Origin of the sequence: Paraburkholderia sp. BR14312 (assembly GCF_040948675.1) — a bacterium.
Lineage (GTDB): Bacteria > Pseudomonadota > Gammaproteobacteria > Burkholderiales > Burkholderiaceae > Paraburkholderia > Paraburkholderia nodosa_A.
In genome coordinates, this window is record NZ_JBFPKI010000007.1 from 150228 (window position 1) to 174891 (window position 24664).

The 24664-nt window shown below is 62.0% G+C and carries 17 protein-coding genes, 2 tRNA genes and 4 pseudogenes; 10 read left to right on the plus strand and 13 right to left on the minus strand.

Translation table 11 applies throughout. From position 1 onward, the window contains the following. Window positions 1-79 precede the first annotated feature (79 nt). From AB3X98_RS20800 to AB3X98_RS20810, 3 genes and pseudogenes are all read left to right on the plus strand, one after another. Window positions 80-354: pseudogene (locus tag AB3X98_RS20800) on the plus strand (IS5/IS1182 family transposase); the annotation flags it as partial. Window positions 355-516: 162 nt separating this feature from the next. After that, on the plus strand, window positions 517-1635 hold the full coding sequence (locus AB3X98_RS20805; protein ID WP_368604239.1) for an ATP-grasp domain-containing protein: 1119 nt from the start codon (window positions 517-519) through the stop codon (window positions 1633-1635). Between the two features lie 38 nt (window positions 1636-1673). Beyond that, a pseudogene (locus tag AB3X98_RS20810) lies at window positions 1674-1787 on the plus strand (IS5/IS1182 family transposase); the annotation flags it as partial. A gap of 45 nt (window positions 1788-1832) precedes the next feature. Here the strand turns inward: AB3X98_RS20810 and AB3X98_RS20815 are convergent. Then, window positions 1833-2317 (minus strand): annotated as a pseudogene (locus AB3X98_RS20815) (integrase core domain-containing protein); the annotation flags it as partial. Between the two features lie 16 nt (window positions 2318-2333). Here AB3X98_RS20815 and dapF point away from each other — a divergent pair. Then, on the plus strand, window positions 2334-3194 hold the full coding sequence (gene dapF / locus AB3X98_RS20820) for a diaminopimelate epimerase (RefSeq protein ID WP_368604238.1): 861 nt from the start codon (window positions 2334-2336) through the stop codon (window positions 3192-3194). Between the two features lie 816 nt (window positions 3195-4010). Here the strand turns inward: dapF and AB3X98_RS20825 are convergent. The 8 genes and pseudogenes from AB3X98_RS20825 to tig all read right to left on the minus strand — a co-directional run bounded on the left by AB3X98_RS20825 (window position 4011) and on the right by tig (window position 14406). Continuing rightward, a complete protein-coding gene (locus AB3X98_RS20825) occupies window positions 4011-5315 on the minus strand; it encodes a tyrosine-type recombinase/integrase (RefSeq protein WP_368604237.1) in 1305 nt (434 codons plus the stop codon). Window positions 5316-5804: 489 nt separating this feature from the next. Further along, window positions 5805-7145, minus strand: coding sequence for a tyrosine-type recombinase/integrase (locus tag AB3X98_RS20830; RefSeq protein ID WP_368604236.1), 1341 nt, complete (start codon window positions 7143-7145; stop codon window positions 5805-5807). A gap of 205 nt (window positions 7146-7350) precedes the next feature. Next, window positions 7351-7426: transfer RNA gene (locus AB3X98_RS20835), tRNA-Val, on the minus strand. Between the two features lie 71 nt (window positions 7427-7497). Then, a pseudogene (locus AB3X98_RS20840) lies at window positions 7498-7788 on the minus strand (HU family DNA-binding protein); the annotation flags it as partial. A 316-nt stretch (window positions 7789-8104) separates the two neighbouring features. Next, a complete protein-coding gene (gene lon / locus AB3X98_RS20845; RefSeq protein WP_069268095.1) occupies window positions 8105-10531 on the minus strand; it encodes an endopeptidase La in 2427 nt (808 codons plus the stop codon). 191 nt (window positions 10532-10722) lie between these two features. Beyond that, window positions 10723-11994 (minus strand): ATP-dependent Clp protease ATP-binding subunit ClpX, encoded by a 1272-nt coding sequence (clpX, locus tag AB3X98_RS20850; RefSeq protein WP_028216418.1) that lies wholly within the window; start codon window positions 11992-11994, stop codon window positions 10723-10725. Between the two features lie 252 nt (window positions 11995-12246). After that, the gene (gene clpP / locus AB3X98_RS20855; RefSeq protein ID WP_069268096.1) at window positions 12247-12900 is read right to left on the minus strand and encodes an ATP-dependent Clp endopeptidase proteolytic subunit ClpP; all 654 of its coding nucleotides are present in this window, start codon (window positions 12898-12900) and stop codon (window positions 12247-12249) included. Between the two features lie 159 nt (window positions 12901-13059). Further along, a complete protein-coding gene (gene tig, locus AB3X98_RS20860; protein WP_368604235.1) occupies window positions 13060-14406 on the minus strand; it encodes a trigger factor in 1347 nt (448 codons plus the stop codon). A gap of 417 nt (window positions 14407-14823) precedes the next feature. Between tig and AB3X98_RS20865 the strand changes: the two genes are divergently transcribed. Both AB3X98_RS20865 and AB3X98_RS20870 read left to right on the plus strand, forming a co-directional pair. Next, window positions 14824-15984 (plus strand): glycerate kinase, encoded by a 1161-nt coding sequence (locus tag AB3X98_RS20865; RefSeq protein ID WP_368604234.1) that lies wholly within the window; start codon window positions 14824-14826, stop codon window positions 15982-15984. Between the two features lie 248 nt (window positions 15985-16232). Continuing rightward, window positions 16233-16679: a MarR family winged helix-turn-helix transcriptional regulator gene (locus AB3X98_RS20870; protein WP_069268099.1), complete on the plus strand. Its 447-nt coding sequence runs from the start codon at window positions 16233-16235 to the stop codon at window positions 16677-16679. A 143-nt stretch (window positions 16680-16822) separates the two neighbouring features. Here AB3X98_RS20870 and AB3X98_RS20875 read toward each other — a convergent pair. Next, window positions 16823-16909, minus strand: a tRNA-Leu gene (locus AB3X98_RS20875). Window positions 16910-17330: 421 nt separating this feature from the next. On the opposite strand from AB3X98_RS20875, the gene AB3X98_RS20880 reads away from it, so the two are divergent. Beyond that, on the plus strand, window positions 17331-18173 hold the full coding sequence (locus tag AB3X98_RS20880; protein ID WP_368604233.1) for a squalene/phytoene synthase family protein: 843 nt from the start codon (window positions 17331-17333) through the stop codon (window positions 18171-18173). A gap of 8 nt (window positions 18174-18181) precedes the next feature. Here the strand turns inward: AB3X98_RS20880 and AB3X98_RS20885 are convergent, their stop codons facing one another. The 3 genes from AB3X98_RS20885 to AB3X98_RS20895 form a co-directional block, all read right to left on the minus strand. Further along, complete coding sequence (locus tag AB3X98_RS20885; RefSeq protein WP_368604232.1) at window positions 18182-19414, minus strand: DUF1501 domain-containing protein; 1233 nt, start codon at window positions 19412-19414, stop codon at window positions 18182-18184. A 69-nt stretch (window positions 19415-19483) separates the two neighbouring features. Beyond that, the gene (locus tag AB3X98_RS20890; RefSeq protein ID WP_368604231.1) at window positions 19484-20992 is read right to left on the minus strand and encodes a DUF1800 family protein; all 1509 of its coding nucleotides are present in this window, start codon (window positions 20990-20992) and stop codon (window positions 19484-19486) included. 262 nt (window positions 20993-21254) lie between these two features. Then, on the minus strand, window positions 21255-21569 hold the full coding sequence (locus AB3X98_RS20895) for a hypothetical protein (RefSeq protein ID WP_069268101.1): 315 nt from the start codon (window positions 21567-21569) through the stop codon (window positions 21255-21257). Window positions 21570-21829: 260 nt separating this feature from the next. Between AB3X98_RS20895 and ompR the strand changes: the two genes are divergently transcribed. The 3 genes from ompR (at window position 21830) to AB3X98_RS20910 (ending at window position 24658) form a co-directional block, all read left to right on the plus strand. Next, window positions 21830-22555 (plus strand): two-component system response regulator OmpR, encoded by a 726-nt coding sequence (gene ompR / locus AB3X98_RS20900; RefSeq protein ID WP_035514479.1) that lies wholly within the window; start codon window positions 21830-21832, stop codon window positions 22553-22555. Between the two features lie 53 nt (window positions 22556-22608). Continuing rightward, complete coding sequence (locus AB3X98_RS20905; RefSeq protein WP_069268102.1) at window positions 22609-23958, plus strand: ATP-binding protein; 1350 nt, start codon at window positions 22609-22611, stop codon at window positions 23956-23958. A 151-nt stretch (window positions 23959-24109) separates the two neighbouring features. Further along, a complete protein-coding gene (locus tag AB3X98_RS20910; protein WP_069268103.1) occupies window positions 24110-24658 on the plus strand; it encodes a peroxiredoxin in 549 nt (182 codons plus the stop codon). Window positions 24659-24664 lie beyond the last annotated feature (6 nt).

Sequence of the window (24664 nt, forward strand, 5' to 3'; positions counted from 1 at the left end):
ACTTGCTTCGAGCGACCCACATTCATCGGTGACGCTTTTGTACGCGCAGCTTGATGGCGGTGCGCGTGAACGAGAGCGGGAATCGAGCACGGACAGCCGGGCGAACTTGTTTCGCAAGAGCCGGCGCACCGGTGCGCTGCTTTGCTACATCGGCCATCTGCTCACGGATACTCGGCATGGTCTGGCGGTGAACGCGCAGCTGACTCATCGAGCAGGTCTTCGGATGGGGCAACACGGTCGGCCGGATTCGTCAGGCGAAGTATCGCGGTCGCGAGCGCGCCGAGCGGTTGTTCCTCCTGACTCAGGCGGCCTACGACCTCACGCGTGCGTACGCTCGCGAGCAGAACGGCGTAGAAGCGAAAATCGAGGAGACGGCTTTGGTTCCACCTTAGTTAAGGACGCCAAGCATATTGATTGCGAGCCAGATAGTCGACTAGGTTCACATCACGTTGAGACGAAGTTCCAACGCTCAACACGTTAGATCCTGAAACTTCGCACCGCATTTCCCAGGAGAGAATGATGGCGCACCTTCGGGACAACATTTATATAAGGCATGCAGATCACAATGAGTTGCATCGAAAAAATGGAACAGCGCAAGCATTTGCACAATTCAGCAAGATGTTTTTTTTCAGACTGGTCGCCGCGACGCCTTCAGGCATCCGTGGCGAATCGCAACCTTTTGAGAGGTACGGTATGTCAAAGCGCGATATTGTAGTCGTCACAGGCGGTATTGGGCCAGAGCGCGAGGGAGCACTCGTCTCTGGCGATACGGTAGCCAGTGCAGTGGCAGAGCTCGGACACAATATTTCAGTCGTAGATTTTCAATCCATAGACGACCTAATTACATTACCAAAAGATGCAATCGTATTCCCTACAACACACGGCTGGTTCGGCGAAGATGGCAGACTGCAAAGCGTGCTTGATTTGCAATCGATCCATTATCTCGGATCAGGCGTAACCGCCAGCGCCATCTGTATGTACAAGCCGGCATGCCTTCGGATTGCGGATGCCCTTCATATCCGCTGCCCACCGTGGACCCACTTGTCGCTCCAAGCCCGCGCAGACGAAGAGGCAGCGCGAATTGTGACGCAGCTTGGCAATCAGCTCTTTGTGAAACCGTCATCAGGCGGCTCAAGCCTTGGTGCTACTTCGATAGATGGTCGTGATGCGTTGGAGGCTCATATCCGAGGATTGCGGTCGACAGACGACTACATCGTCTGTCGACGCATCGTCGGTACCGATGTCTCAGTTGGTCTTCTCACCGTTGAGACGCAGCTAATCTGCCTACCAATGCTTGCGACGTTTCATGAGGCAGAATTCTACGATTACGAGGTGAAGTGTAATAGTGCACTTCATCGGCACGAATGCCCCGCTCCGATACCAAACGCGGCTAAATCATATATGGAGAGCGCGGCGCGGCGTGCGTTCGAGGCAATTCCGTGTTCAGGCTTTGCCCGGGCTGATTTCCTTGTGGATCAATCGGGAGACCCTTGGTTCCTAGAGATCAACACGCTCCCTGGGATGTCACGTCAAGGAATTTTCGCGACGATGGCATCCGCAAGTGGTCTCTCGTACACTGATCTCGTTTCCTCAATGATCCACTCACACATTCCTCGCAATGGATATCGTCCTTAACGCGGCCGAACATCGAGCCAGAACAACTGCGTCGAACCCGACCAGTCAGGCGCAGACAAATCAATTGTCTGGACGTGATATTCAACCAGATTGAGCGCCTGAAGACTGGCATCCGCGCCACGACTGAATATCCGTTCCGCGTGCTCCAGCAATAGTCGGTGGAGTTGTCCCCTGTAACTCAGGACACGCGGAAACCGTTAGGATGATGGCAGTGCAAGGCGCCTGAACTTGAGCGGCGAGCGGTATTTCACGGCTTTATGCGGGCGGCGCTCATTGTAGTGTTCAAATTTTCAAACGCGATAGCCAGACGCGAGAGCGCCGTTGTTGAATCGGGCTTGTCCATATAGGCGACGTAATTATGCTTCATCGTCTTCACGAACGATTCGGCCATGCCATTACTCTGCGGCGAACGGACCGGCGTGGTCAGCGGCTCAAGTCCCAGCTCGCGAGCGAAGCTGCGTGCGCGGTGGTCGATGTAGCCCGAGCCGTTGTCCAAGAGCCATTCGATGGGCCGAGTAGCCTGCGAGGTGCCGAAGCACAGTTGGACGGCGGCCAACGTCGCCTCGCCCATTACATCACCCCTATGGCCGTCGGTGGTCGCCGCCCAGCTGATCGCTTCCCGGTCGCAGCAGTCCAGCGCGAACATGACGCGCAACGGCGTGCCATCGTCGCACGGGAACTTAAGATAGAGTCACGAAATGACTAAAGATCTCTTCACGCTTTTCCATTCCCAAGAAGACAGACGCTTCATCAAAGTGCATGGTCTGGGAAATGACTTCGTTCTGGTGGACGGACGAACCGAATCGTTTAAACCCGATCGCGAATTGATCGCAGGTATTTGCGATCGCCATCGGGGAGTTGGTGCCGATCAGTTACTGGTCGTGGAACAAACATCTTCGACGAGCGCAGATGCGTTCTTGCGCATTTACAATGTGGACGGGATGGAGGCGCAGACATGCCTGAATGCCACACGTTGTGCCGCGCGCTTGCTCTTGGCGGAATCCGGTGCTGCTAGCGTCGTGGTAGAGACACTTGGGGGCATTATAGAAGCCTCGTTCAAAGGCCATAATCAAGTGTCGCTAAAGGTGCCGCGTCCACGCTGGGGCTGGCAGGAAATACCCTTGTCCCGCGCCAATGATGGGTTGCAATTGCCAATCGAATCCGGCCCTTTGAAGGGGCCGGTAGCCGTGAACATGGGTAATCCCCATTTGGTATGCTTCGTCGGCGACTTCGACGAAGTAGACATTCCGCTCTACGCGCCCGCATTGCAGAGGCATGTGATGGTCCCGGAGGGCGCGAACGTCGGCGTCGCTCAACTTCTGTCACGGGAACGTATCAAGCTGGCTGTTTGGGAGCGGCCAGGTATACTCACCCAAGCGTGTGGAAGTGGTGCCTGTGCCGCGGCGTTAGCTGCGCGCCGACTGGGGCTATCGGAGTCGAATTATTTTTCGCTTCAGATGCCTGGCGGCGAACTGGCGGTTGAGGTACTTTCCGACGAGACTACTCTCTTGACCGGGCCTGTGGCTGTGTCGTTCACAGGTCGCCTGCGGGTAAGTTGAAGTGTACTTGGAGATGCCGGCGTCATATGGTGGCAGCTTCATCGAAGTAGCCGCGAATGCGAGCGTAAAGCTCTGGGTGACAGCGGCTAAGCTCACACCAATTTGCGCGCGGTACACATGGCCAATGACGTGACCGGAGCCCACGACCTTCCAACTTGAACGGACCAGGAGGGAAGAGCATGCTGCGGCGTCGCATAAAAGAATTCGCTGCTTCGCAAATCCGCAGCGGCCGAATCTCTGCGTCGAAAGTCCCCAGAACCGTTATATGCCGTGGCGAACGACCCGCTGTGTCAGCCGAGCTTGGGAATCGGAGAGCTCATTTAAGGTATTCGTACCTTTCGTGCAGTGGGGGTTCGGACGAAAACTTGGACTACCTTGGAGGAATTCGGTTTGCCTCCTGCCCTGCTCCGTCCGCCGGTAGGTACAGGCGCGTGCAGAAGCCGAGTGAAAGCCGCCATAGGCGGCTACTTGGCATCCCGGCGTCGGACCTAGCCGTCAGATCGAGTCCCGGCTAATACATCTAAGCGTGAAATGTGAGTCCTCTCGTGGGAATCGAGCGATTGCCCAGATATATACAAAGGAATCCGAACGAAATGATCGAGCAGCAGAACACGCAGAGCGTTTGGTCCGTTACCGTCCATAGTGGAACAAGGCAATCCGGGAGCAAACGAGCACGTTTCCGAGTACATCGAATAGTTCGAGGTCGAGAAATGTACTCGCCCTGCACTCCTCCCAATCATTGCGCGACCGACAATCTTGTCTCCGCTGGTTTCAGCTGAGTCACCGCCAAGCGCGCCTCGACACACACCGACGCCTCTACGCGGTCAGACTCAAACCACGTGAGGCGGATTGTACTTGAGCAGCACTATCCGCCGCTGGATCTGTTCTGATCCATCCCTCAAGCAAATCCGCCCACGCCTGTAGCATCGACCGCCTCTGGTCGGCATATTCGGCCTTGTTGTACACCGCGCGCACGCCACGCTGCTCGTGCGCCAGACATTTTTCTATCCAGTCGCTGTTGAATCCGGCTTCATGCAGATGCGTGCTGGCCGTTCTCCGCAGGTCATGTACCGAGAAAGATTCGAAGTCCTCCGCCCCGCTCTCGCGAATCAGCTTGACGGCGGCGTCGATCACGCGATTCAGGGTGGCGGCACTTATCGGCAGCTCCGTCTCGTAACGACCGGGATGCAGGTACGAGCTTGCGCCGAAGCACGTCTTGAAGGTGATCAGGATGTCCAGAGCCTGCTGGCTCAGATAGACGTTGTGAGCGCGCCCAGCCTTCATCCGCTCTTTCGGAATCGTCCAGACTGCCGTATTGAAGTTCACCTCATCCCATGTGCCAAGGATGAATTCTGACTTTCGTACCATTGTCAGCAGCATGAACTTGACCGCCAGACGCAGCGTAGGCAACGTAGGCGTCCGCTCCAGCGCCTTGAAGAACACGTGGATTTCAGTGGGCGTCAGCGCCCGGTCGCGAGGCTTGAATGTAGCGATGGCAGCAGGCCGAATGGCCTCTGCCGGATTGTCCACCTTCAGCCCCCTCGCCTGCACGAAACGGTAGACCTGCAGCACGATCTCGCGCGCCTGCACGGCGGAGGCGGCGGCTCCACGTTCCTTGATGTTCTCGCACCTGGCCATCAGGCGTGACGGCGTGATCTCTTCGAGCTTCAGCCTACCAAACTCGGTCGCGAGGTTCCTGTCGTAGACGGACTTCCGCATTGCACGGGTCGACTCTGCGAGGCTCGCTTCAGCAAAATACTTCTCGGCCCACTTGCCGAACGTTAGCGCCTCGGCGACTTCAACGCGCTTCTCGACCTTGGCCCGGGATGGACTGATGCCCTGCTCGACTATCCGGCGGGCCCGTTCGAGAAGCAGCCTCGCTTCAGCAAGACTGAGCGACATGCCGAAGCCCAATTCCTGCTCCTCGCGTATGCCCCTTGCGGGGAGCCTGGGATCATAGCGGCCAATGACCAGCGTCTCGCGTCGGCCATTCAGCCGATAGTCGAACCGGAAGCTGGCCACGCCCGACAGCGTAACCGCAACGTACAGGCCGCGCTGGTCGGCCACCTTGTAGATCCTGCCGGCAGGCTTGAGCGCCCGCAATTCGAGGTCGGTAAGCATGCAATACTCCGTGAACTGATACCGTCATCTGATACCGTCACGCGTCGTGACGGTATCGCGTTGGATCGTCCGCAGAGCAAGATGCTATACCGTCAAACATACCGTCGATAGCGCCCAGCTGTTGTCAGTCCCCTTTAGACCGCACTGGGCAATAAACCACTGATTCCATAGGGAAAAGAGAGGAAGTCCAGATGTCTGCAGACTCCTGCAGACCATCCTGAATTACTCCCACTCGTATCCAGCAATACTGCACGATGCAAGGCCTAGAATCCGATTATTAATTAGTTAGTTCTCCATCATTATATCTTTTGATTGATAGCTTCCGTCGCGCCATCAATCATTCGAATTCTATAATTTCGCCCCAGCACAGACGCGTTTGAACGCGATCGTAGGCAACTGATACCGCCGCGAAGGGGCACGCGTTCGATTGAATGCGTCCTCCCGCGAAATGCATCCCTTGAGCCGCTTTTCTGCCTATCTGCGGCAAACTCATTGTGCAGATGAGGATGCCAGTTCTGCACTCGTCGTCGCTCCCTCCACGAACGGCGCCCTTTCCTGAGCCGGAATATGCGCCGAAGCGAGGTCGGCTTCGCTTTTGTCGCTCGCCAGCCGATCAAGGTAGTCGGCCCAGCTCTGGATCATCCGTCGCCGCTGGTCGAAGAACTGCGCCCGGTCGTATGCGTCTCCGAGTTCCTCGTCGCTGCCGTGGGCAAGATGTCGTTCAACGACTTCCCTTTCGTAACCCAAGCGCTCCCGAATCAGAGTACGGCCAGTGGCGCGAAATCCATGCCCGGTCATCTCGTGCCCCGAATAGCCGATAGTCCGCAGAGCCGCGTTGATCGTACCATCCGACATCGGCAGGCCCGCCTTCCGGCTCGGAAACACATAACCTTCCGGGCCAGTCAACGGATACAGATCGCGGAGTATTGCCACGGCCTGGCGCGACAGGGGCACGCGGTGAGGCGGCCCGTCCTTCTTGCGCGCCAGCTTTCCCTTCATCATCGCCGCCGGACAGGTCCAGAGTGCCTTATCGAGGTCGAACTGTTCCCATCGCGCGGTTCTTATCTGGCCCGGCCTCTGAAAGACCAGCGGCACGAACTGCAACGCGGCCCGAACAATCGGTGTTCCCTTGTACGATCTGATCGCCCGCATCAACTGACCCAGCGCCCCGGGGTCCGTGATAGCTGCGTAATGCTGCACCGGCGGCGTTCTCACGCCGCCCACCTTGGGATCGATCGCGGGATTTTCGGATGATTTGATGAGGCCATTCTCGACCGCATGCCGGAAGACGCAATTGCAAGTTTCTCTCACTCTTCTTGCAGTGTCGAGTACGCCACGATCGCGCGCGCGACGAATGACCTGCTCCACATATTCCGGCGTGGTGATCTCGGCGATCGGCCGCTTGCCAAGCCAGGGGTAGACGTTCTTCGCGAGCCGCCGTTCTATCTTGTCGAGATAGTTGGCGGACCAGTGCGCTTTCTGCTCGGCGATCCACGCCTTGGCGACAGCTTCGAAGGTGGCGTTCGCGCTGAATCTTGCACGACGCTTGTCTTCGCGCCGCTTTTGCATGGGATCGATGCCCTGACGCAACTGCTCCCGCGCGGCTGCATGAGCGGCGCGTGCCTCCTTCTCCGAGACTTCCGGCCAGCTACCGAAAGCCATCGTCCTGGTTTTTCCAGCGAAATCATAGTTCCAGCGCCACAGCTTGGCACCTTCGGGCTTGACCAGCACGTAGAGGCGCCCGCCGTCCGACAGGGTGTAGGGTTTGATCGCCGGCCTTGCGTTGACAATTTCTAGCCGGGTGAGCTTATGGAGAGGAGATCGGGCCATCGTTGTATCCCGCGTCTGAATTGGACATCGGATACAACATACACGGGAAAATACAACGATAGAAGTGCGGGTTCTAACAGCCGACCGTGGACGTTTCTGGACTGCGTAGCGGCAACAAAAAACCCGCGAAGCCAATAGCGACGCGGGTTTCAGGGACTGCAGGCAGCTTTTTCAGACTACCTTGGACATCAGCGGATCACGAAACTGGTGGGTGCTGAGAGGCTCGAACTCCCGACCTACGCCTTGTAAGGGCGCCGCTCTACCAACTGAGCTAAGCACCCAGCTTCATGCTTTCCTGCGCTGCTTCCTGTAGTGCGACTTCTGCTGCGCTACCCATCAGGTAGCGAGCCCGCTAGTTTAGCGCATCCTTCAGCGCTTTGCCAGGCCTAAATTTGGGCACCTTCGCCGCCTTGATCTTGATCGCGTCGCCAGTCCGCGGATTGCGGCCCGTGCGCGCCGTACGCTTGCCGACGGCGAACGTGCCGAAGCCGACGAGCGTGACCGAGCCGCCCTTCTTGAGCGTGCCTTTGACGCCGCCGATCACGGCGTCGAGTGCGCGCCCCGCAGCCGCCTTCGAAATGTCGGCTTGTTGCGCAATATGGTCAATCAGTTCCGTTTTATTCATTCCAGCCCCCGAGAATGTGTTTGGGTAAACGTAAGAAAGAAGGTCAACTTATTGGATAGACGTCCCCGGCATAGCGCGGGGCCCGCTCATTTAACGGGGCCGCAAATGCCGTGTCAAGCGGGGTTGAGCCTGATTTGGCGCGGGATTCGAGGGATTTTTCGAGGGAGTCTTCGAACAAGTGGGAAAAGGCCGAAAAAAGCGCTGGTTGTCATCACAACGTCAAGAATCGCGACGCAAGCAAAAAGCCCGCGGACCATGCCGCGGGCTTTTTTGGGGTCCAACGCGCCGCGCAGAGCGCGGCTTGTCGAAGGCGTACTGAAGGTGTACCGAAGGCTTAGTGCTTGACGACTTCCGTCGCGCCGGCGTCCTTCGATTCGGCCACGGGCGCTTTGGCGTCCTCGGCCTTCACTTCTTCTTCCGGCAGCGGCTGCGGCACACGTTCGAGCGCGAGTTCGAGCACCTTGTCGATCCAGCGGACCGGCACGATTTCGATCGAGTTCTTCACGTTGTCCGGAATCTCGGTGAGATCCTTGACGTTCTCTTCCGGGATCAGCACGAGCTTGATGCCACCGCGATGCGCCGCGAGCAGCTTCTCCTTCAGCCCGCCGATCGGCAGCACTTCGCCGCGCAGCGTGATCTCGCCCGTCATCGCCACGTCGGCACGCACCGGAATGCCCGTGAGCACCGACACGAGCGCCGTCGTCATCGCACCGCCTGCGGACGGTCCGTCCTTCGGCGTCGCGCCTTCCGGCACGTGGATGTGGATGTCCTGCTTCTCGAACGCCTCGTCCTTGATACCGAGACGACGCGAACGCGAACGCACCACCGAGCGTGCCGCTTCGACCGATTCCTTCATGACGTCGCCGAGCGAACCCGTGCGGATCACGTTGCCCTTGCCGGGCATGACCGCCGCTTCGATCGTCAGCAGATCGCCGCCGACTTCCGTCCACGCAAGACCCGTGACCTGACCGATCTGGTTTTCCTTCGCGGCCAGACCGAAGTCGTACTTGCGCACGCCGAGGAAGGTGTCGAGATTGGCGCTGTCCACCGTGACGGCCTTGTCGGCCTTCTTCAGCAGCAGCATCTTCACGACCTTGCGGCAGATCTTCGACACTTCGCGCTCGAGCGAACGCACACCCGCTTCACGCGTGTAGTAGCGAATGATGTCGCGGATCGCGCCTTCGGTCACCTCGATCTCGCCCGGCTTCAGCCCGTTGTTCTTCTTCTGCTTCGGCAGGAGATAACGCTGGGCGATGCTGACCTTCTCGTCTTCCGTGTAACCGGACAGACGGATGACTTCCATCCGGTCCAGCAGCGGCGGCGGGATGTTCAGCGAGTTCGACGTGGCGACGAACATCACATCGGAGAGGTCGAAATCGACTTCGATGTAGTGATCGGCGAACGTGTGGTTCTGTTCCGGATCGAGCACTTCAAGCAACGCCGACGACGGATCGCCGCGGAAATCCATGCCCATCTTGTCGACTTCGTCGAGCAGGAAGAGCGGATTGCGCACGCCGACCTTGGTCAGGCTTTGCAGGATCTTGCCCGGCATCGAACCGATGTACGTACGACGGTGACCGCGAATCTCGGCTTCGTCACGCACGCCGCCCAGCGCCATGCGCACGAACTTGCGGTTCGTTGCGCGCGCAATCGACTGCCCGAGCGAGGTCTTGCCGACGCCCGGAGGCCCGACGAGGCACAGGATCGGCGCCTTGACCTTGTCCACGCGCTGTTGCACCGCGAGATACTCGAGAATGCGTTCCTTCACCTTCTCGAGACCGAAGTGGTCTTCGTCGAGCACGGCTTCTGCATTCGAGAGGTCGTTGTTGACCTTGCTCTTCTTGCGCCACGGCAGGCCGATCAGCGTGTCGATGTAGTTGCGCACGACGGTCGCTTCCGCCGACATCGGCGACATCAGCTTGAGCTTCTTGAGCTCGGCGTCGGCCTTCTTCTTGGCTTCCTTGGGCATGCGCGCAGCCGTGATGCGCTTCTCGAGTTCTTCGAGATCCGCACCCTCTTCGCCTTCGCCCAGTTCCTTCTGGATGGCCTTGACCTGCTCGTTCAGGTAGTACTCGCGCTGGCTCTTTTCCATCTGGCGCTTCACGCGGCCGCGAATGCGCTTCTCCACCTGGAGAATGTCGATTTCGGCTTCGAGTTGCGCGAGCAGGTGTTCCAGACGCTCCACGACCGGGAACATCTCGAGGATGTGCTGCTTCTGGTCGAGCTTGAGCGGCAAATGCGCGGCGATGGTGTCAGCAAGACGACCGGCCTCGTCGATGCCCGACAGCGACGTCAGGATCTCCGGCGGGATCTTCTTGTTGAGCTTCACGTACTGGTCGAACTGCGAGACGATCGCGCGGCGCAGCGCTTCGGTTTCTGCGCTGTCGGCGTGGTCCGGTTCGAGCGGCATCACTTCGCACGAGAACTGCGTTTCCTGCTCTTCGATGGAAAGCGTCTTCGCGCGCTGCAGGCCTTCCACGAGCACCTTCACGGTGCCGTCGGGCAGCTTGAGCATTTGCAGGATGTTGGCGACACACCCTACTTCATACATGTCTTTTTCGGTCGGCTCATCCTTCGCGGCGGTCTTCTGCGCGACGAGCATGATGTGCTTGCCGCCTTCCATAGCCGCTTCGAGGGCCTTGATCGATTTCGGTCGGCCCACGAAAAGGGGAATCACCATATGCGGGAAGACGACGACGTCTCGCAGCGGCAGCAGCGGGAGCGTGGTGCGTTCCGGCGGGAGGAGTTGGGTTCCTGACATTTCATTTCCCCATGAGTGGAATCAATTGTTCGGTAATTGAGGCCTGAGATACCGATTGCAAGCCTCGCGCGTGTGGGAAAAGTTCAGTGACTCCAAAATAGTGCGCCATCGACCACAAGATTAAACGAAAAAGCCGTTCATCCCATTGTATGAACGGCCCTTTTCCGGAACTCTTTAGCCGATCACCACCATCAGTTCGACCCTGCAACCTTCGGAGCGTCTTCGTAGATCAGCAGCGGTTTGCCGTCGCCGTCGATCACGTTGTCGTCGATGATGACCTTGCTCACGCCCTTCATGGCCGGCAGCTCGTACATCACGTCGAGCAATGCCTGTTCCAGGATCGAGCGCAGGCCACGAGCCCCCGTCTTGCGGCGGATCGCCTTGCGGGCGACGGCCTGCAGCGCAGCCGGGCGAATTTCCAGCTCCACGCGCTCCATGTTGAAGAGCTTGTGATACTGCTTGACGAGCGCATTCTTCGGCTCGACCAGAATCTTCATGAGCGCGGCTTCGTCGAGCTTGCCGAGCGTGGCGACCACGGGCAGACGGCCGATCAGTTCGGGAATCAGGCCGAACTTGATCAGGTCTTCCGGTTCCGTTTCGCGCAGCACTTCGCCTGTGTCGCGCTCCTGCTTGCTCTTCACGCTCGCGCCGAAGCCAATGCCGGTCTTTTCCGTACGGTCGGTGATGACCTTTTCCAGACCGTCGAACGCGCCGCCGCAAATGAACAGGATATTGGTCGTGTCGACCTGGATGAAATCCTGGTTCGGATGCTTGCGGCCGCCCTGCGGCGGCACCGAAGCCATCGTGCCCTCGACGAGTTTGAGCAGCGCCTGCTGCACGCCCTCGCCGGACACGTCGCGCGTGATCGACGGGTTGTCCGACTTGCGGCTGATCTTGTCGATTTCGTCGATATAGACGATGCCGCGCTGGGCCTTGTCGACCTCGTAATTGCAGTTCTGCAGCAGCTTCTGAATGATGTTCTCGACGTCTTCGCCCACATAACCGGCTTCGGTCAGCGTGGTGGCGTCGGCGATCACGAACGGGACGTTCAGAAGGCGCGCGAGCGTCTGCGCGAGCAGCGTCTTGCCCGAACCCGTGGGCCCGATCAGCAGGATGTTGCTCTTGGAGAGTTCGACGTCGTCTTTCTTGTCGAGATGCTTCAGACGCTTGTAGTGGTTGTACACCGCCACTGCGAGAATCTTCTTCGCGCGCTCCTGCCCGATCACGTACTGGTCGAGGATGTCGCGGATCTCCTGCGGGCTCGGCAGGTCCGAGCGCGACAGCGCCGCGTCGACGCCGGCACCGGCGGCTTCGTCGCGAATGATCTCGTTGCACAAGTCGATGCATTCATCGCAGATGAATACCGACGGACCAGCGATGAGCTTTTTCACCTCATGCTGGCTCTTGCCGCAGAACGAGCAATACAACAGCTTCTCGCTGTTAGAACCTTTCTTGTCCGCCATGGATAAATGAGCCTCCGGACACTCTGTTACATGATACGCCGTTTCCCCCGGCGAGGCCGGAGGGTGCGTGAACCGCTTGCTGTGACGGCGTTGGGGGCCGCAGGCCGCGAAGCGCGTTTGCCGATTATTTCACAAGGTCTGCGCGGCGTCGGCTATCCCCTTTTGTACGGGGGCCGAGCTGTTCCTTTACGTGCCGTTGTCACGGCTTGCGCGCCCTTCGCAGGGTCGGACGCGCAAAACCGCTCGCGCAGATCAAGGACGCTTGTGCAGGACCTGATCGACGAGACCGTAGGCCTGGGCGTCGTCACCCGACATGAAGTTGTCGCGATCCGTGTCGCGCGCAATGCGCTCGACCGGCTGACCGGTATGGTGCGCGAGCAACTGGTTCAGGCGCTCCTTCAGGTACAGGATTTCGCGAGCCTGGATTTCGATGTCCGAAGCCTGGCCGCGCGCGCCGCCGAGCGGCTGGTGAATCATCACGCGCGAGTTCGGCAGCGCGAAACGCTTGCCCTTGGCGCCCGACGCCAGCAGGAACGCGCCCATGCTGGCCGCGAGGCCCATGCAAAGGGTCGAAACGTCCGGCTTGACGAACTGCATCGTGTCGTAGATCGCCATGCCGGCCGACACCGAGCCGCCCGGGCTGTTGATGTACAGGCTGATGTCCTTGTCCGGATTTTCGCTTTCCAGGAACAGCAGCTGGGCGACCACGAGGTTGGCCGTCTGGTCGTTCACTTCGCCGACCATGAACACCACGCGCTCCTTGAGCAGGCGCGAGTAGATGTCGTAGGAACGTTCGCCGCGGCCGCTCGTTTCGACGACGATCGGCACGAGGCCGAGCGCCTGCGGGTCGAAGTCCCGCGACGAGTGGGAGGTCAACGTATCCAGCGATTGAGCGCGAATGGTCATGCGATGCATCCTTGTCTGGAAAAGTTCTTCTATATACCCGTATGGCGACGGACCCCGGCTAAATCAACCACACGGACAGCATGGCTAAAACCTGCGGATGCAAAAACGGCGTGCTGGCCGTCGGTCGCTCCGACAGCCGGCACGCCGTAGCGGGCAGATTTAAGCCTGCGCCGTCGCGCTTGCCAGTTCTTCGAAGCTAACTTGCTTGTCCGTCACCTTGGCCTTGCCGAGCACGAAGTCGACGACGTTCGATTCGACGACATAGGCTTCCATTTCGGCCAGACGCTGCTGGTTGGAATAATACCAGCGCACGACCTCCTTCGGGTCCTCATAGCTTTTCGCGAATTCGTCGACTTCAGCACGGATCTGCTCCGGCTTCGCCTCGAGGCCGTTGGCCTTCACGAGTTCGGCGAGCACGAGGCCGAGCTTCACGCGGCGCTCGGCTTGTTCCTTGAACATTTCGGCCGGGATCGGTGCGTCCTTGGCGTTGGGCACGCCACGCTGCGCGAGGTCGGCGCGCGCCATTTCGACGAGGCGTTCCTGATCCTGCTCGACGAGCGCGTTCGGCACGTCGAGTTCGGCGATCTTCAGGAGCGCGTCCATCACCTGGTTCTTGACGATCGACTGGGTGCGGCGCTTCGCTTCGCGTTCGAGGTTGTCCTTGATTTCGGCGCGCATCTTCACGAGGTCGCCGTCGGCGATGCCGAGCGACCTGGCGAATTCAGCGTCGATTTCCGGCAGGTGCGGCCACTCGATCTGCTGCATCGTGATCGTGAACTTCGCCGTCTTGCCGGCGACGTCCTTACCGTGATAGTCGTCGGGGAACGCGAGGTCGAATTCGCGCGACTCGCCCTTCTTCAGGCCGATTGCCGCCTTTTCGAATTCCGGCAGCATGCGGCCCTCGCCCAGCACGAACGCGAAGCCTTCCGCGGTACCGCCCTGGAACGCGACGTCGTCGATCTTGCCGACGAAGTCGACCGTCACGCGGTCGCCTTCCTTCGCTGCGGTGTCGGCGCCGCCGTCACCGTGCTCGCCAGCTTCGCCGCGAGCGTGGAAGTGCACGCGCTGCTTGCGCAGGATGTCGAGCGTGCGGTCGATTTCCGCTTCGGTGATGGTCGTGGTCGTGCGCTCGATTTCGGCCGTCGCGACGTCGCCGAGCTTCACTTCCGGGTAGACCTCGAAGGTCGCGTCGAACGCGTAGTCGCCTTCAGCGGCTTCCGACTTCGGTGCGAAGCTCGGCTGGCCGGCGACGCGCAGGTTCTCGGCGCGGCTGATGTCGAAGAATTCCTTGCCGACCTTGTCGCTCAGGACTTCGGCTTCGACCTGGCCCGAATACTGCTGCGTGACCATCTTGAGCGGCACCTTGCCCGGGCGGAAACCCGGCATGCGCACGTTTTTCGCGAGTTTACGGATGCGCGAATCGATTTCTTTCTGCACGGCGTCCTTCGGCAGGGAAATCGTCACGCGGCGTTCCAGCTTGCCGAGGTTTTCAACAACGTTAGCCATGGCTTCAATCGTCCTAAAATTGTTCGAGCGAATCAGTAATCTGTGGTCTTTGCGAGCCGCGGTCCGCCTGGATCCGATGTGGTCCAGCAACCCGCTTTGGAGCTGAACGCAGGCGCCTCGTGCGCCGCTCAACAGCGCCGAAACGGGCGGCTTGCGGTGCGGTTGCGTCAAAAGAGCCAAGTATTTTAGCAAACTATTTCCCGGTCCCACTGGAATTGCCGTTTGAGTGTGCTATGTGGCTGTTTTTGACCCGGTTTCGACCTGCTTTTGAGCCGCTGCGAGCCTCAAATGCACTCTGATGCGCGCTATCGCAACGCCGTTATCCAGCCCACGCGGCGAGGCTGTTAAGCTTACGCTCGCGCCGGACGCCCCACCGGCCGCAGCCGCTCCCAACACAATTCTTCCAGCAGAGACACCATGCCGAATTCGTCGACTGACGCTCCCGTTATCGTCATTGCTCCTGATTCTTTCAAAGGCTCGCTCAGCGCGGACGGGGTCGCCGTCGCGATCGCCGAGGGCATCCGCCGCGTGCGCGCCGACGCCGACATCCGCATCCGCCCGATGGCCGACGGCGGCGAAGGCACGCTCGACGCGATGCTGTCGATGGGCGGCGAGCGCCGCGTGCTCACCGTGGAAGGCGCCGCGGGGCCGAAGCGCGACGCCGCGGTGGGCCTGCTGCACGACGGCAGCGCGATCGTCGAAACGGCCGAGATCGTCGGCATCACGGACCCCGTGGGCATGGGCGTGCCGGTCGACGCGCGCAGCACGCGCGGCATGGGCGAGGCGATCCGCGCACTGCTCGACGAAGGCGTGCGGCGCTTTTACGTGGCGCTCGGGGGCAGCAGCACCAACGACGCCGGCGCGGGCCTGCTCGCGGGCCTCGGCCTGCAATTCTTCGATGCCGCCGGCAAGCCCCTCGAACCCACGCCGCAAGCGCTTGTGCACGTAGCGCGCGTGGACGTTTCCGGGCTCGACGCGCGGCTTCGCGAGGCATCGTTCGTCGGTATGTCGGACGTGGACAATCCCCTTACGGGCGAGCATGGCGCAACCGCCGTGTTCGGCCCGCAAAAAGGCGTGACGCCCGAGCAGGTCGCACCGATCGACGCGGCGCTCGGCCGTTTCGCCGATCTGCTCGAAGCGGCGTTGGGCCGTCGCGTGCGCGACGAAGCCGGTTCCGGCGCGGCCGGCGGCCTGGGTTTCGCGCTGCGCATGCTCGGCGCGAGCTTCGAGCCCGGCGCCGAGGTCGTTGCGCGCACCATCGGTCTGGACGAAGCGCTCGATCGCGCGGACTGGCTCATCACCGGCGAAGGCCGCTCCGACGTGCAAACGCTGCACGGCAAGGCGCCGTTCATCGCCTGCCGCCGCGCCGCGGCCGTGGGCGTGCCGGCCACGCTGCTCTCGGGCGCCGTGGATGCAGCCGCCCTGCCGCGGCTCGCGGAACATTTCAGCGGCGGCTGCTTCTCGCCCGCGCCGGGCCCCATCACGCTCGAAACCGCGATTCGCGACGCCGCGCGCCTGCTCGCCAACGAAGCCGAGCAGCTCGCCCGCCTCAAATACGCTGCGCGTACATCCAACTAAGATCCGGGCAGACCGGCCGGGGCCCGCCGCCCCGGCTTCGTCGCCCGCATGCGCGTGGCCAGGTCGCGGCCAGATTCTTGACCCTCGGCGCGACACGCATTCCACAGTAAGCGATTAATAGATTCGTGCACCGCACCGGATGCGCTGGACAAGGGTTAGGATGCGTTGACCGGCGCGCAAGATGGGGCAACAATCATGGAATCGCGACACGTGTCGCGCCCTTCCCAAGCGACCAGACCAGGACTCCCATGAAGGCAAGCAAAGCCGGACTCGAACAATTCCTCACCTATCGGCTGCATGTCCTGAACAAACTCTCCGAACGTGGCGCGAGCGAACGCTACCAGGCGAAGCTCGGCATCACACTTCCGGAGGCTCGGCTCATTGCAGCTGTGGGGGCGTTCGGCCCGTTTTCCGTGATGGAGCTTGCGCGTCACGCAAATCTCGACAAGAGCCAGGCAAGCCGTGCAGCCGAGGCGCTGATGCGCCGCGGCCTCATGCAGCGCGACACGAGCGAGGAGGATGGACGCCTCGTGCTCGTTTCGCTCACAACCGACGGACGCGCGCTGTATCGCAAGGTCATGCCCATCGCGCGCAAGTGGAATGTCGACCTCTTCGCGAGCCTCGACGACAAGGAACGCGACGCACTCGCACGTGCGCTCGACAAGGTGATCGAAGCCATGCAGACCGAACCGTAAGGCAGTCCGAACAAGCAGAGGCAATAAGTCAAACAGATGGCGGCCAGAGTCAAGCCGCCATCGCGAGTGCTTCGCGTAGAACGCGCCCAAGCCGCGCACAAACAAAAAGGCCATGTACCGGAAGGTACATGGCCTTTTTACTTTGGTGCGTGAGGCCGGACTCGAACCGGCACACCCTTGCGGGCGTCAGGACCTAAACCTGGTGCGTCTACCAATTTCGCCACTCACGCGAATTCTTTGCGCTTGTCTTCTTGCGCCCGGCAGGACCGCTGCCAACAACGCGTGCGATACAACCCTGTGCGACATGCCGACTGATCGAGTCCTCGTGAGACGCCGGGCGCGGTGTTGTCCACCTCGCCCGCAATACAGCCTGCTTTCTGACTGCGCCCGCCGGCAGCGATGCTTCATTATGGGCCGGCTGCGCGATTCCAGCTAAGCGTCAGAAAGCGCAAGCGCGAGATTCTAACCGATTGACTGGCGCTTGTCTGCATCCCGAAAACAGTGCACGACGGGGCACGACAGCGCATCGACCCACGCGCCGGGGCGCCCTCCAGGGCCGGCCGAAAGCCGCGCCGATGCTAGAATCGCGGCTCTACCGTCGCGGCGCGCTGGCCGCCGCGCAAGCCGCTTCGCCCCACATCTCCGAACGCCGTGAACTTCGACGACTACTGCCTGCAAAAGGCGGCTCCCCCTGGTTCGAGCACTTACTATGCGCTGCGTCAGGCCCGCGCTGCGCGCCAGCCGCTCCTGACCGCCCTCTTCGCACTGCGCCGCGAACTCGAGGAAACCGCGAAAGAAACGAGCGATCCCACCGTCGGCCGCACGAAGCTCGCCTGGTGGCAAAAGGAACTGGCCGCGCTCGCCGCGGGCAAACCCGCGCATCCGGTCACCCTGGCGCTCGCCGCGCATCTCGGCGATGCGAGCGCCGTCTATCCCGCTCTGCAAGCGCTGCTCGCCGGCTTCGAGATGGACTTCGAGCAGGCGCGTTATCTCGATCTGCCGAACCTGCGCCGCTATATGCAGGGCGTGGGTGGCACGTTCGCCTCCCTCGTCGCGCAACTGAGCGCGCGCACCGACGAGGATCGCGAGAACGCCGCACGCTGGGCCGCCCCGCTCGGCAACGCGCTGATGCTCGCGCAGTTCGTGCCGGAAATCGGCAACGACGCGCGCCATGGCCGCATCTACGTGCCCATCGACGAACTGCAGCGCTACAACGTCACCGCCGCCGATCTCATCAACCGGCGCTATAGCGCGGAGTTCACCGAGCTGATGCAGTTCGAGACCTCGCGTGCGCGCGAATCGGTTCAGGCAGCGCTCGACGCGATTCCCGCTTCGGCACGGCGCGACCAGCGCACCTTGCGTGCGCTCGCTGCGCTCGAACTCGCGTTGCTCGACGAAGTCGAGCGCGAAGGCTACCAGGTGCTGCATCAGCAGATCGTGCTCACGCCAGTGCGCAAGCTCTGGATCGCCTGGCGCGCCGCGCGGCGCGGTTGACGCCCGCGCTACGCGCGCAGCAAGGGCAGCGGCTCGAAGCGCTGCTGCAGCACGGCCTGCGCGTCGAGGCCCCACCACGGGCCTAGCACGGTCGCATAGATCTGCCTGAAATCGACGCCCACCGGCAGATTGCCGTTGCCGTCGAGCCGCGCGAGTTGCGGCGCCTGGCCATAGAGCCCGCCCGCCACCCGCCCGCCCGCGACGAAGTGCGCCGAAGCCGTACCGTGATCGGTGCCGCGGCTTTGATTCTCGCGCACCCGCCGCCCGAATTCCGCATACGTCACGATGAGCGTGCGGTCCCAACGCCCGAGTTCTGCGAGCGCCGAGCGCATCGCCGCCATGCCCGTCGCGAACTGGCGCAGCAAGTCGGCGTGACGCTGCGGCTGGTTCTGATGCGTGTCGAAGCCGTTCAGCGTCAGACGAATCACCGCGACACCGCGCCCCGCCATCGGCGTACCTTGCGGGGTGTCGCTCGAGGCGAGCGCCTGCATGGCCGTTTTGATCGAGGTGCCGAACGCGCCTGGCGGAAACGCAGTCTTCAGCGCGTAATTGCCCGGGCGGGGCCGCAGCGCATCGGCGGCATGCACGATGTCGTTCTCGACGTCGAGGATATGCGCGAGCGCGGGATTGCGTTCCTTGAGCGAGACCGGTGTCACGAGGCGCGAAGCGCGTGCGAACTGTGCCGGATTGACGAGCGCGATGGCGCGCGCGCCGTTCGAGAGCGGCCCCATCTCGGCGCTGCCGAGCACGAGCGCATCGGCGGCGAATCCGGACGGCACCGGCTCGCGTGCAAACGCGCGCGTAAGCCAGCCCTCGCGCAGATATTCGTTGGAGCGCGAAGCCGTGTCCCAGATCTCGATGGACCGAAAGTGCGAAAGATTGGGCTGCGGGTAGCTCACGCCCTGCACGATCGCGAGCTCGTGCGCGCGCCACATCGGCATGAGCGGCGCGAGCGCCGGATGCAGCGCCGTGCGCTCGTCCAGTTGAATCGCCTGTGCGCGCGGCACGCCGATCGTTTGCCGGTAGCTGTAGTAGAGCGGATCGGCAAACGGCACGACGGTGTTGAGGCCGTCGTTGCCGCCCTTCAGCTCGACGAGAATCAGCAGGTTCTCGTAGCCGCTCGCCGTGCCCGCATGCATGGACACCGTGCCTTGCGCGCGCGCAGCGCGAGGCAACCATAGCGTAGTACCCGCCACCGCGGCGGCCGTCGCACCGGCTGCAAGAAAGTCGCGTCGCTTCATGGCTTGCCTCGCTCGTCAGTGCGGCGGCGCACATTGCCGCCAGGGATTCGGCTATTCGTATTCATTGCTTCACTTCAACTGATACACCGGATCCATCAGCAGTGCCTGGAGATACGAACCCGCACGGCTGCCAACTGCAATCGCATCGACGGGCGCCAGCGGCAGGACTGCATGCTGCATTTGCAACTGCGCGGACAAGCCTGGCGTGGCATCGGCGGTGAGACCGTAGCGCGAGAGCCAGCCATCCAGATCGAAGCGCATGCCGCCTTGCAACGCGTCACGCCGCATCGCGTTCGGCGCGTTCTGCATGTTTTGCGGCAGGCTTGCGGCGATCCTGGTCGCTGCGGCCGAAGCATGCGGCCGCCCTGCTTCCGTCGCACGAAACAGCTGCTCGACGAACTGCTTGCGCGCGAGCAGCGTCGAGCTATTGATCCACGATGCCCCGCCGGGCCACCCCTTCACGTTCGGCGGATAGAACAGGTTCTCGCCCAACGCGGCCGAGCGGAGCGCGAACGGCAGCGTATCGCCATAGGCCACATCGAAGCGCCGCAGCGTGCCGACGATGAACTCCACAGGCGAACTGACGAGCACGCCCCGATTGCGCTCATCCCAGAACGCGGGAGTGACGAAGAGCGCGCGAAGCGCGGCGCCGACGTCATAACCGCTTGCGCGAAAACGATCGGCGACGCTTGCAAGCTGCGCATCGTCGGGCGTCGCGGAGATGAACTCGCGCCAAAGCCTCGCCGACACATACCTGGCAGTTTGCGGCTGCATGAGCAGGATGTCGAGCACCTGGTCGCCGTCGAACGGACCGCTGCGTCCCAGCACGGTCTTCTCGCCGTCGTCGTGCAAATCGGCGCGCCAGACGAACGCCTGGGTGTCGGGATCGAGACTCCAACCCGTGTAGGCGCGCGCCGCTTCGGCAACGTCGCGCTGCGCGTACTGTCCTTCGCCCAGCGTGAACAGCTCCATCACTTCACGCGCGAAATTCTCGTTGGGCCGGCCCTTGCGATTGCTCGCGCCGTCGAGGTAAAGCAGCATCGCGGGGTCCTTCGCGACCGCATGCAGCATGCTCGCGAAACTGCCCAGCGCATCGCGCCGCAACAGCGCGTTTTGCGCGGCCATCAACTGCGGCTCGCCGACTTTGTCCTGACCCGAGGTGAAGTGGTTGTGCCAGAAGAGCGTCATGCGCTCGGTCAGCGGCGAAGGCGTGACGAGCATTTCGCGCAGCCACCATGCGCGCAATTCGTCATAGCGCGCACCGCGCTGGCGCTGCGCTTGCTGGCGCTCTTCAGGGGTCCACGCGTTGCGCTGTGCCCGACTCGGCGGGACTTCGGCGGTCCACGCGGGCAGCGGCGTGAGCGCCTCGCGGCGCGCGTTGCCGACGAGCCGCGCGACAGCCTGCTCTCGCGAGAGCCCCACGTAAGGCTCGACTTCGCTCTCGCGCGGCGCGAAGCCCGTGCGCACGAGAAGATGGCGGGCGTCGTCGGCATCGAGCAGTGCATCCGCGCCGTCGTCGGGCGCCGCTGCGCGGGCGGCGGACTGCGCGCTTGCCTTCGACCGTCTGGAGTCGCTCATGATGAATGGGCGCACGACGAAACCGCCGGCGCAATCATTAAAGGTACCGGCTTAACGGCTGCGACGAAACGGATGTTGACAGTGCAATTGCTACGGTATTTTTCAGCGCGTTTCGGCGGTGCAAGTGCGCGAATGCGCGCTTCGAAGCCGGTAAAATCATGAAAGGCGTGAGAAAGGCGTGCATGAGGTGCGAAAAGAAAATCGCGTAAACGTTATTGCGGCACTTTCGCAGCAGAGCGGCATTTACACCGCCTCAGCGGCATTAGCGCTTGTACAGTTCGCGCACGGCGTCTTCGATGTGCTGGCGCAGGAGGCGCCGCTCATCAGGCGTCATATGGCCGTCGCGGCGACGCTGATCGAGATCGGGGGGAACCGCGGGACGCTGGTTGATGTCCGATGCGGGGCGCGGGATCGTGTCGCTGCGTACGCGCCGCATCGACGATTTGCCGAACGGCGAGCGAGCGGAGGACTGCGAGTTCTCGTAGCGGTCTGCGGAGGGCTGGGCCCGGGCCGGCACCGACTCCAGTGCAGCCGCCACGCCACCGGCTAGCGCCAGTGCAAGCATGGTGTGGCGCATTGTCGGCCTGACCCCTCCCATCGTTTTGTTCCCTTCTTGACGCGGCAAACGGCTACCTCGAATACATGTGCGAACCCGGCTCGGCGCGGGCATGAATTTTAAAGTCGAATGAAGTATCTACCGAACTGCCGCTTTCCGTAAAGAAGTCTATCTGTCGGTGCTTGCGGTCGTGGCACAGCACGGGTAAATTTTGTAACTGACTGTAACCTGATAATTGGTGCAAACTCGCACCACTATCCAATCGCGCTAAGATGCCAGGCATGGAAACCAAAAACCCGTCCAAAATTCTCGTTGTCGATGACGATCCCCGACTGCGGGACCTGCTGCGCCGCTACCTCGGCGAGCAAGGCTTCAACGTCTATGTGGCCGAAAACGCCCCCGCCATGAACAAGCTGTGGGTGCGCGAGCGTTTCGACCTGCTGGTGCTCGACCTCATGCTGCCAGGCGAAGACGGCCTGTCGATCTGCCGCCGCCTGCGCGGTAGCAACGACCGCACGCCCATCATCATGCTCACCGCCAAGGGCGAGGACGTGGATCGCATCGTCGGCCTCGAAATGGGTGCCGACGACTATCTGCCCAAGCCTTTCAACCCGCGCGAACTTGTCGCCCGCATTCACGCGGTGCTGCGCCGTCAGGCGCCGTCCGAACTGCCGGGCGCGCCCTCGGAAACCACCGAAGTGTTCGAGTTCGGTGAATTCGCGTTGAACCTCGCCACGCGCACGCTCACCAAGGCCGGCCAGGAAATTCCGCTCACCACGGGCGAATTCTCGGTGCTCAAGGTGTTCGCGCGTCATCCGCGCCAGCCGCTCTCGCGCGAAAAGCTCATGGAACTGGCGCGCGGCCGTGAATACGAAGTGTTCGACCGCAGCCTCGACGTGCAGATCTCGCGCCTGCGCAAGCTCATCGAACCCGATCCGGGCAGCCCGCGTTTCATTCAAACGGTCTGGGGCCTCGGGTATGTGTTCATTCCCGACGGCGCCGCGTGATCCTGAATGGTGTCTCGTTGTCTGCACTGCCTCTGTTGAAACGGGAAGGGCCCATGCGGATTGACCGGCGTTTGCTCACGCTCGCGTTCGGCGATCTGTTCTGGCGCACCTTCCTGCTGATCGCCCTTCTCATCGCGGTCAGTCTCGCCGCGTGGTTCCAGAGCTTTCGCGTGATCGAACGGGAGCCGCGCGCGCAGCGCGTGGCGCTCCAGCTCGTCGCGATCGTGAAGCTCACGCGCACCGCACTCCTCTACTCCGATCCCGATCTGCGCCGCGCACTGCTGCAGGATCTCGAGAGTAACGAGGGCGTGCGCGTGTACCCGCGCGAAACCACCGACAAATACAAGCTCCAGCCCGATGAGTCGCTCAATCGCCTGATCGAGCACGACATCCGCGGCCGTCTTGGCGACGACACCGTGATCGCGCAGTCCGTGAACGACATTCCGGGCGTGTGGATCAGCTTCAAGATCGACGAAGACGACTACTGGGTCGCGCTCGACCGCGACCAGCTCGACAACGTCACCGGTTTGCAGTGGGTCGGATGGGGCGTCTCGGCGCTTGCGCTATCGCTTTTCGGGGCGGCCTTCATCACGAGTCTCGTGAACCGGCCATTCGCGCGGCTCGCCATGTCTGCGCGCATGCTGGGCTCGGGGCAGCCGCCTGCGCCCTTGCCTGAGAGCGGCATGGGCGTCGCGGCCGAAACCAATCGCTCGTTCAACCAGATGGTGCGCGACCTCGAGCAGCTGGAGGCCGACCGCGCGCTGATGCTCGCGGGCATCTCGCACGATTTGCGCACGCCGCTCGCGCGCCTGCGCCTCGAGACGGAGATGAGTCCGTCCGACCAGGCCACCAAGGACGCGATGATCGACGACATCGAGCAGATGGACATGATCATCGGCCGCTTCCTCGATTACGCTCGGCCCACCCAGCGCATGCCCGAGCGCGTCGACCTCTCGGTCATTGCCGGCGAGATGGCCGCGCGCATGGCAAGCGAAGACGGCGTGCGTCTCATCACGCGACTCGCGCCCTCGGCCATGATCGAAGCCGACGACACCGACATGCGCCGCGTCGTGGGCAACCTGATCGAGAACGCGCGCAAGTACGGCGCGAGCGAAACCGACGGCATTCCGCACATCATGCTCGAAACGCGCGTCTCGCATTCGCGCGTCGAGCTCTCGGTGGTCGACGAAGGCCCGGGCATTCCCGAGGATCAGCTCCCGCTCGTCACGCGGCCGTTTTACCGCGTCGATACGGCCCGCACGCAGGCCAACGGCACGGGACTCGGCATGGCCATCGTGCAGCGCCTCGTGGGCCGCTATCGCGGCGCGCTGCGCCTGCGCAACCGGCTGCCGGGCCCGGGCCTCGAAGTGACGATCGAGTTCCCGCTCGCCAAGGGCGCCTGAGGCTCGTCCCCTCCTGATCGAGACCCGGCGGCGGCGCACCGCCGCACCACGCGCCGCCCGCACCTGCGACAATCGTTTTCCTGGGCACGCCACGCAGCGCGTGGCGTCAAAGCGGGCCGCCCGGCCCGTCTCTCGTCTGAGGACCTCCGCCATGAAAACCGTCGGCGACAAACTCGAAGCCTTTACCGTCACGGCCGCGAAGCCCGGCTTTAACCATCCCGAAGAAAACGGCGAGTCGGCGTTCACCGAGATCACCGAGCAGACCTTCGCCAACAAGTGGAAGGTCATCTACTTCTACCCCAAGGATTTCACGCTCGTTTGCCCCACCGAGATCGTCGCGTTCGCACGGCTCATCAAGGAATTCGATGACCGCGAAACGGTCGTGATGGGCGGCAGCTGCGATAACGAATATGTGAAGCTCGCCTGGCGACGCGAGGACAAGACGCTCGATCGCCTCAATCACTATTCGTTCGGCGACGTGAAGGGCGAACTCATCGATCAGCTCGGCATACGCGACAAGGAAGCGGGCGTGGCGCTGCGCGCGACGTTCATCGTCGATCCCGACAACACGATCCAGCATGTCACGGTGAACAACCTGAACGTCGGGCGCAGCGCCGAAGAAGTGCTGCGCGTGCTCGATGGGTTGCAGACCGGCGAGCTGTGTCCGGACGGGCGCGAAGTCGGCGGCGGAACGCTCTAGGTCTCG